Consider the following 6,717-nt stretch of genomic DNA (forward strand, 5'->3'; position numbering starts at 1 on the left):
GGCGGGTGCGCCACGCACTGACCTGGCGACCGACGGCCGGGACCTCCACGCGGAGGTCCCGGCCGTCGCCGTTTCAGCAGGCGGTGCCGTTGAGCTTCACCGAGCCGGGGGCGGAGGCCGCGCCGTTGGCGGTGAAGCCGACGGTCACCGACGCGCCCGCGGCGAGCGACGACGCCCAGGTCGGCGCCGCGGCCGTGACCGTGGTGCCGGACTGGGTCACCGTGGCGTTCCAGCCGCTGGCCAGGGTCACTCCGGCCGGCCAGGTCCACGTCACCGACCAGGGGTTGAGCGCACCCGTGCCGGTGTTCTTGACGGTCAGCTCGCCCTGGAATCCGCCCTGCCACGCGTTGACCTGCTTGTAGGTCGCGGTGCAGCCGCCGGTGGGTGCCGGTGTGGTCGGCGTCGGGCCCGGCGTCGTCGGCGTGGGGGTGACCCCGCCGCCCCCGCCGCCGACCGGCGGGATCAGGTACGGCTGGAGGATCGCCTGCTTGGTGGTGTTGATGCTGGTCCAGTCGTCGAGCGCGATGCCGCCGGTGTCACCGGAGTTCGGGTTCCACGACCAGTAGGTGAAGGACATCCCGTTGACGCCGGTGCCGGTGTACGCCATCAGCTTCTCCAGCCACACCTTGTCCCGCGGGTCGACGAGGGTGCTGCCGAACTCGCCCATCATGATCGGGGCGACGTTCTGCTTGTACAGGTAACCCCAGTACTTGTCCCAGATCGCCGGCAGGTTGTCCGGGAACTCCGGGGCCTTGAACCAGGTCTGCTCGTAGACGCTGGTGGCGTACTCGTGCGGCGAGTAGACCAGCCGGTTCGGCACGTTCAGCCGTACCGGGAACTGGCCGGCCTTCGACAGGTTGCCGCCCCACCAGCCGCAGTCCTCGTCGTTGCTGGGGTCGTTGTCCCAGACGTTGGAGAGGCCGCCGCTGGGGCAGCTCACCCCCTCCACGAAGATCAGCCAGTTCGGCTGCACGGACAGGATGGCATTGCCGGCCCGTTCGGCGGCGAGCCGCCAGTCCCGGGCCGGGTCACCGCAGCCCCAGCAGGCGCCGGTGGCGTTCGGGTTGGTGCCCTCGGCGTGCGGCTCGTTGTGCAGGTCCGCGCCGATGACCGTGGTGTTGCCCGCGTACCGCTGGGCGAGCATCTTCCAGTCGTTGATCCAGGTCGCCTCGGAGACGGTGCCGGTGTACCACAGCGGTGACTGCCCGGCGGCCGTCGGCCGGTGCCGGTCGAGGATGATCCGCATCCCCTTGCTGCCCGCGTAGTCGACGACCTTGTCGAGGATCTGCAACGGCGAGAGCCCGACCAGGTCCGGGTTGACGAAGTCGTTGATCCCGCTGGCGGTGGCGCCCGGCTTCAGCGCGTCGTTCGAGTACGGCACCCGCAGCGTGTTGTAGCCGAGGCTCGCCATCTTGTCGATCTGTCCCCGCCACGGGTTGTTCGACCAGAGCCCGTGGAAGGTCTTGTTGTCGGTCTCCATCCCGAACCAGTTGATGCCGGTGATCCGGACGGTCGCTCCGGTGCTGTCGACGATCTTGTTACCGCTCGTCTTCAGGTAGCCGGTGCCGGTGCCGGCAGGGGCGGCGACGGCGGGCGAGGTGCTGACGGCGGCGGCGACGAGGACGCCGGCCGCGGCGGTGGCGAGCGCGGTGAGCGCGCCGCCGAGGGCGGTGGGTCGTGGCATGAAAGCTCCAGTTCGGACGCCCGTCGCTGCTCACGGCCGCGCGGGCGGAGGGCCAGGTGGGTGGTCACGCTCTTCCCGGAGTACGCGGACAGTGCGTGCTCCGGTGACGTCACGTGGACGCGGTCACTCGTGGACGGACACCGGCGACTCCCGACGGTGGCGTCCACCGTCAATGCCCTCGCGCCGGTCCTGACCTGGCTCCGCCGCCCATTCTGATCAGCCCAGGTCGATGCGTCAACCACGCCACCGTTCCGTCCCACCTCGCGCCTTCCGGCGGAGCCGGCAACGTCGGGGAAGATGTCGTCTCCCCCGCGCCGCAGCCAGCATTTTCCCCGAAGTTGTCGCCGCCGGGCGCCGGGGGAGTGGGGTCAACGGAGAACCCCCGGTCCCCGCAGGGGGCCGGGGGTTCTCCGGGTGGATCGGGTCAGCCGGCCTGCTCGGCGAGCTGGAGGAACTGCCGCTTGGAGGCGAGGGCCTGCTCGGCCTCCTTGATGCGGCGGGAGTCACCGGCGGCCTGGGCGCGGGCCAGCCGCTCCTCGGCCTCGGCGACCTGGGTCCGCATCTGGGCCAGGAGGGGGTTGTCCTCCTTGGTGGTACGCCGCCACGCGGAGTCCATCACCTCGCGGACCTTCTCGTCGATCGCGCGCAGCCGGCGCTCCAGCCCGGCCGCCGCCTCGCGGGGCACCCGGCCGGCCTCGTGCCACTGGGCCTGGATGTCCCGCAGTTTCGCCTGCGCGCCCTTCGGGTCGCCGTCGATGTCGAGGGCCTCGGCCTCGGCCAGCAGCGCCTGCTTGCGCTCCAGGTTGGCCCGCTGCTCGTTGTCCCGTGCGGAGAAGACCTCGCTGCGCCGGGTGAAGAACTCGTCCTGCGCCGCCCGGAACCGTTCCCAGAGCTTCTGCTCGGCCTCCTTGGAGGCGCGCGGCGCGGCCTTCCACTGGTTCATCAGGTCCTTGAGCTGGTTGGCGGTGGCCGCCCAGTCGGTGGAGTCCTTCAGCTTCTCGGCCTCGGCGACCAACTCCTCCTTGACCCCCTGCGCCTGCTTGCGCTGGGAGTCGAGCGAGGCGAAGTGGGCGCCGCGGCGACGGGTGAACCCGTCCCGGGCGGCGGCGAACCGCTTCCACAGCTCACCGTCGGCCTTCTTGTCGACCCCGCGGATGGTCTTCCACTCGTCGAGGATCTCCTTGAGCCGGTCGCCGGCCGTCTTCCAGCCGGTCGACTCGGCGGCCAGCTTCTCGGCCTCCTCGACCAGGGCCGTCTTGCGGGCCAGCGCCTCACCGCGGGCGGCCTCCTTGGCGGCCTTGGCCTCGCCGGCCTTCTCCTCGGCGACGACGGCGAGCTTGTCGAGGCGCGTGGCCAGGGCGTCGATGTCGCCGACCACGTGCGCCTCGGCGAGCGAGGCGCGGATCCGGCGGATCGTGCTCAGTGAGTGGCCGGCGTCCGCCGCACCCGAGTTGAGCCGGGCCTCGGTCAGGTCCACCTCGGTCACCAGGTCCGCGAAGCGCCGGGCGAAGTGCGCCAGGCCCTCCTCCGGTGCTCCTGCCTGCCAGGATCCGACCACCCGCTCGCCCTCGGCGGTCTTCACGTACACGGTGCCGTCCGCGTCCACCCGTCCGAAGGCAGTCCAGTCGCTCATGTGCCCATCCTCGTTCTCCCGGCGTCGAAGGAGCAGCCCCTCGATCGCCGCCACGGCGCAGCCAAGTTTCTCCGGGCATTGTCACAGGTCCGACCCGGTTGCCGTCGAGCGCCTATCGCCGACCGTGACCATACGGTGTCCTACTCCCTCCGCACCGTCGTCCGGACGGGTGTGTCGGAATTCGCCGTACGGTGTACCGTACGACGTACGACAGCAGATGCCCGGAAGGGCACGGCGAGGAGGAGCAGATGACCCAGTCCCGTACGCAGCTCACGCCCCCGGTGGACCCGGGCTTCGTGCCCGATCCGGCCGACCTGGCCGAGCTCGACGAGTGGTTCCGCCGGTACGACGCGCTGGCCGAGGCGGGCGACGTGGCGGGCACCGCCGACCTGGCGATGTTCCCGCTCAACACGGTCACCGACGACGCCGCCGGGGAGGGCTCGGCCCGCCAGCTCGACCGGGCGGCGTACCTGGAGATGATGGGCGGGGTGCTCGGCGGTGGCGGCGACCTGACGATGGAGTCGCGCCGCACGCCGTACTTCCTCACCCGCAGCCTGGTCGTCGTCTTCACCGACGCCGAGTTCACGGTCGACGGGGAGCGGCAGCGGGTGCGCTACGCCGACCTGCTGGTCCGCGCCGGCGGGCAGTGGCGCTTCCAGACCATGGTCCAGGGCGGCTGGGGCGACCAGGCCGGCTGAGCCGGCCACCGCCCCGACCAGGCCGGCTGAGCCGGCCAGGGTCCCGAGTCGGACGGAGGCGGACGGTGGCGGAGGCGGACGGTGGCGGCGCGGAGCGAGGTCCGGGGCGTGGCGGGCGGCGCGACCGATACGGTTGCCTCGTGTCACTGGTCGCCGCCGCCGTCTGCCCCCACCCGCCGCTGATCGTCCCCGAGCTGGCCGGTGCGGCCGCCGGAGAGCTGGACGACCTGCGTGCCGCCTGCGACGCGGCCGTCGCCGGGTTGCTGGCCGCCGGGCCGGACGAGATCGTCCTGCTCGGCGGCGGCCCGGAGACCGCCCGGTTCGACCCCGCCGACTCCGGCACCCTGCGGCCGTTCGGGCTGGACCGGGCCGTCCGGCTGTGGAAGGTCAGCTGCGCGGGGTCCGAGCGGCTCCCGTTGAGCCTGACCATCGGCGCGTGGCTGGTGAACCGGACCGGCACCGACCTGCCCCGGTTCGCCGAGGCGGTCGCCATCGACGCCGCGGGGGCCGAGTGCGTCGCGCTCGGGACGGAGCTGGCCGAGCGGCCGGAGCGGCGTACCGCGTTGCTGGTGCTCGGGGACTCCTCGGCCTGCCGGGGCGAGAAGTCACCCGGCTACGACGATCCGCGCGCGCCCGCGTACGACGAGGGGGTCGCCCGGGCCCTGGCCGACGCGGACACCGAGGCCCTGCTCGACCTGGACCCGGTGCTGTCGGCGGAGCTGAAGGTCGCCGGCCGGGCGCCGTGGCAGGTCCTGGCCGGCGCGGTCCGCGCGGCGGGCGGCGAGTGGCGCGGCGAGCTGCGACACCATTCGGCGCCCTACGGGGTCGCCTACCTGGTGGCGTCCTGGGAGCGGGCATGACCGTCGTGGCGGTCGTCGGGCCGACCGCGGCCGGCAAGTCGGCGCTGAGCATCGCCCTCGCCCACGCCCTCGGCGGCGAGGTGGTCAACGCCGACTCGATGCAGCTTTACCGGGGCCTGGACATCGGCACCGCCAAGCTCACCCCGGCCGAGCGGGAGGGCGTGCCGCACCACCTGCTGGACATCTGGGAGGTCACCGAGCCGGCGAGCGTCGCGGAGTACCAGCGGCTGGCCCGCGCGGCGGTCGACGACATCCTGGCCCGGGGGAGGGTGCCGCTGCTGGTCGGCGGCTCCGGCCTGTACGTGCGGGCGGTGCTGGAGCGGTTCGAGTTCCCCGGCACCGACCCGGCGGTCCGCGAGCGGCTGGAGGCGGAGCTGGCCGCCGCCGGGCCGGCCCCCCTGTACGCGCGCCTGCGCGAGGCCGACCCGGAGGCGGCGGCGAGCATCCTGCCCGGCAACGGCCGGCGGATCGTCCGCGCCCTGGAGGTCGTCGAACTGACCGGGCGACCGTTCACCGCGTCACTGCCGGAACCCACGCCCTACTACCCGTCGGTCCAGCTCGGCGTCGACCTGGACACCGCGCTGCTGGACGAGCGGATCGCGCTGCGCGTGGACCGGATGTGGGCCGACGGCCTGGTCGCCGAGACGCGCGAGCTGGTCGGGCGAGGCCTGCCCGAGGGGCGTACGGCCAGCCGCGCCCTCGGCTACCAACAGGTGCTGCGGTTCCTGGCCGGCGAGCTGACCGAGGCCGAGGCGCACGACGAGACGGTGCGGGCCACCCGCCGGTTCGTCCGCCGGCAGCGCTCCTGGTTCCGCCGTGACCCGCGGATCCACTGGCTGGACTCGGCCGCACCGGACCTGGTCGAGACCGCCCTGCGTGTGGTGCCCGCCGCTGCGCGATGATGGAGGCGTGCAGTTCACCAAGGGCCACGGCACCGCCAACGACTTCGTCATCCTCCCCGATCCGGACAACCAGCTCGATCTGACACCGGGGGTGGTGGCGGCGCTGTGCGACCGGCGGCGCGGGCTCGGCGGTGACGGCGTGCTGCGGGTGGTCCGGGCGGCGAAGCACCCCGAGGGCGTGACGATGGCCGGCGAGGCCGAGTGGTTCATGGACTACTGGAACGCCGACGGCTCCTTCGCCGAGATGTGCGGCAACGGCGCCCGCGTCTTCGTCCGCTACCTGGTCGCCACCGGGCTGGCCACCCCGGACGGGGAGGCGCCGCTGCCGGTGGCCACCCGGGCCGGCGTCGTGCGCGCGGTGGTCACGGCCGACGCGGTCGCCGTCGAGATGCGCCGCCCCCGGCTGTACGACACCTCCACCGCCACCCTGGGCGGCCTGACCCTGCCCGGCACGGCGGTCGACGTGGGCAACCCGCACCTGGTGTGCGCGCTGCCCGCCGGCCTGGAGCTGACGGGACTCGACCTCACCCGGGCGCCGGACGTCGACGCGACGGTGTTCTCCGCCGGGGTGAACGTCGAGTTCACCGCCCCGGGCGAGCCGGTCGACGGCGCCGACGGGCACGTGCTGATGCGGGTGTACGAGCGCGGCTCCGCCGAGACCCTCTCCTGCGGCACTGGGGCGTGCGCGGTGGCGGCGGTCGCCCTCCGCGACGCCGGCCGGGACACCGGCGTGATGGCGGTCGACGTGCCCGGCGGACGCCTATCGGTCACCATCGCCGACGACTCGTGCTGGCTGGCCGGCCCCGCCGCCCTCGTCGCCACCGGCGAGATCGACCCGACAGCCCTCACGACAGCGGCCTAACCCCCACACCCCACACCCCCACGCGCTACCCCGCGCCCCGCGCCCCGCGCTGTTCCTGGAGCTGATCGAGCGGCGCGG

At 73.4% G+C, this 6,717-nt stretch carries 6 protein-coding genes; 4 read left to right on the plus strand and 2 right to left on the minus strand.

Annotated features, from left to right (window positions below; genetic code table 11):
- Positions 1-73 precede the first annotated feature (73 nt).
- Both AB0I76_RS19260 and AB0I76_RS19265 read right to left on the minus strand, forming a co-directional pair.
- On the minus strand, positions 74-1,684 hold the full coding sequence (locus AB0I76_RS19260) for a cellulase family glycosylhydrolase (RefSeq protein ID WP_357037016.1): 1,611 nt from the start codon (positions 1,682-1,684) through the stop codon (positions 74-76).
- 424 nt (positions 1,685-2,108) lie between these two features.
- Positions 2,109-3,317 (minus strand): DUF349 domain-containing protein, encoded by a 1,209-nt coding sequence (locus AB0I76_RS19265; RefSeq protein WP_357037019.1) that lies wholly within the window; start codon positions 3,315-3,317, stop codon positions 2,109-2,111.
- A 248-nt stretch (positions 3,318-3,565) separates the two neighbouring features.
- On the opposite strand from AB0I76_RS19265, the gene AB0I76_RS19270 reads away from it, so the two are divergent.
- The 4 genes from AB0I76_RS19270 (at position 3,566) to dapF (ending at position 6,639) form a co-directional block, all read left to right on the plus strand.
- A complete protein-coding gene (locus AB0I76_RS19270; protein WP_357037022.1) occupies positions 3,566-4,015 on the plus strand; it encodes a hypothetical protein in 450 nt (149 codons plus the stop codon).
- Positions 4,016-4,155: 140 nt separating this feature from the next.
- Complete coding sequence (locus AB0I76_RS19275; protein WP_357037025.1) at positions 4,156-4,875, plus strand: class III extradiol dioxygenase subunit B-like domain-containing protein; 720 nt, start codon at positions 4,156-4,158, stop codon at positions 4,873-4,875.
- Positions 4,872-5,777, plus strand: coding sequence for a tRNA (adenosine(37)-N6)-dimethylallyltransferase MiaA (gene miaA / locus AB0I76_RS19280; protein WP_357037028.1), 906 nt, complete (start codon positions 4,872-4,874; stop codon positions 5,775-5,777). The genes AB0I76_RS19275 and miaA overlap by 4 nt, the downstream gene beginning before the upstream one ends.
- A 7-nt stretch (positions 5,778-5,784) precedes the next feature.
- Positions 5,785-6,639 carry a diaminopimelate epimerase gene (dapF, locus tag AB0I76_RS19285; RefSeq protein WP_357037031.1) on the plus strand — a complete coding sequence of 285 codons (855 nt, stop codon included), beginning with the start codon at positions 5,785-5,787 and terminating at the stop codon, positions 6,637-6,639.
- The last annotated feature ends 78 nt before the right edge of the window (positions 6,640-6,717 follow it).

Source organism: Micromonospora sp. NPDC049799, assembly GCF_040656655.1.
Classification (GTDB): Bacteria; Actinomycetota; Actinomycetes; order Mycobacteriales; family Micromonosporaceae; genus Micromonospora.

Bases quoted from the DNA above. Each gene is read 5' to 3' on its own strand.
- AB0I76_RS19260 (WP_357037016.1), bottom strand. From the start codon at position 1,684: ATGCCACGACCCACCGCCCTCGGCGGCGCGCTCACCGCGCTCGCCACC.
- AB0I76_RS19265 (WP_357037019.1), bottom strand. From the start codon at position 3,317: ATGAGCGACTGGACTGCCTTCGGACGGGTGGACGCGGACGGCACCGTG.
- miaA (WP_357037028.1), top strand. From the start codon at position 4,872: ATGACCGTCGTGGCGGTCGTCGGGCCGACCGCGGCCGGCAAGTCGGCG.
- AB0I76_RS19270 (WP_357037022.1), top strand. From the start codon at position 3,566: ATGACCCAGTCCCGTACGCAGCTCACGCCCCCGGTGGACCCGGGCTTC.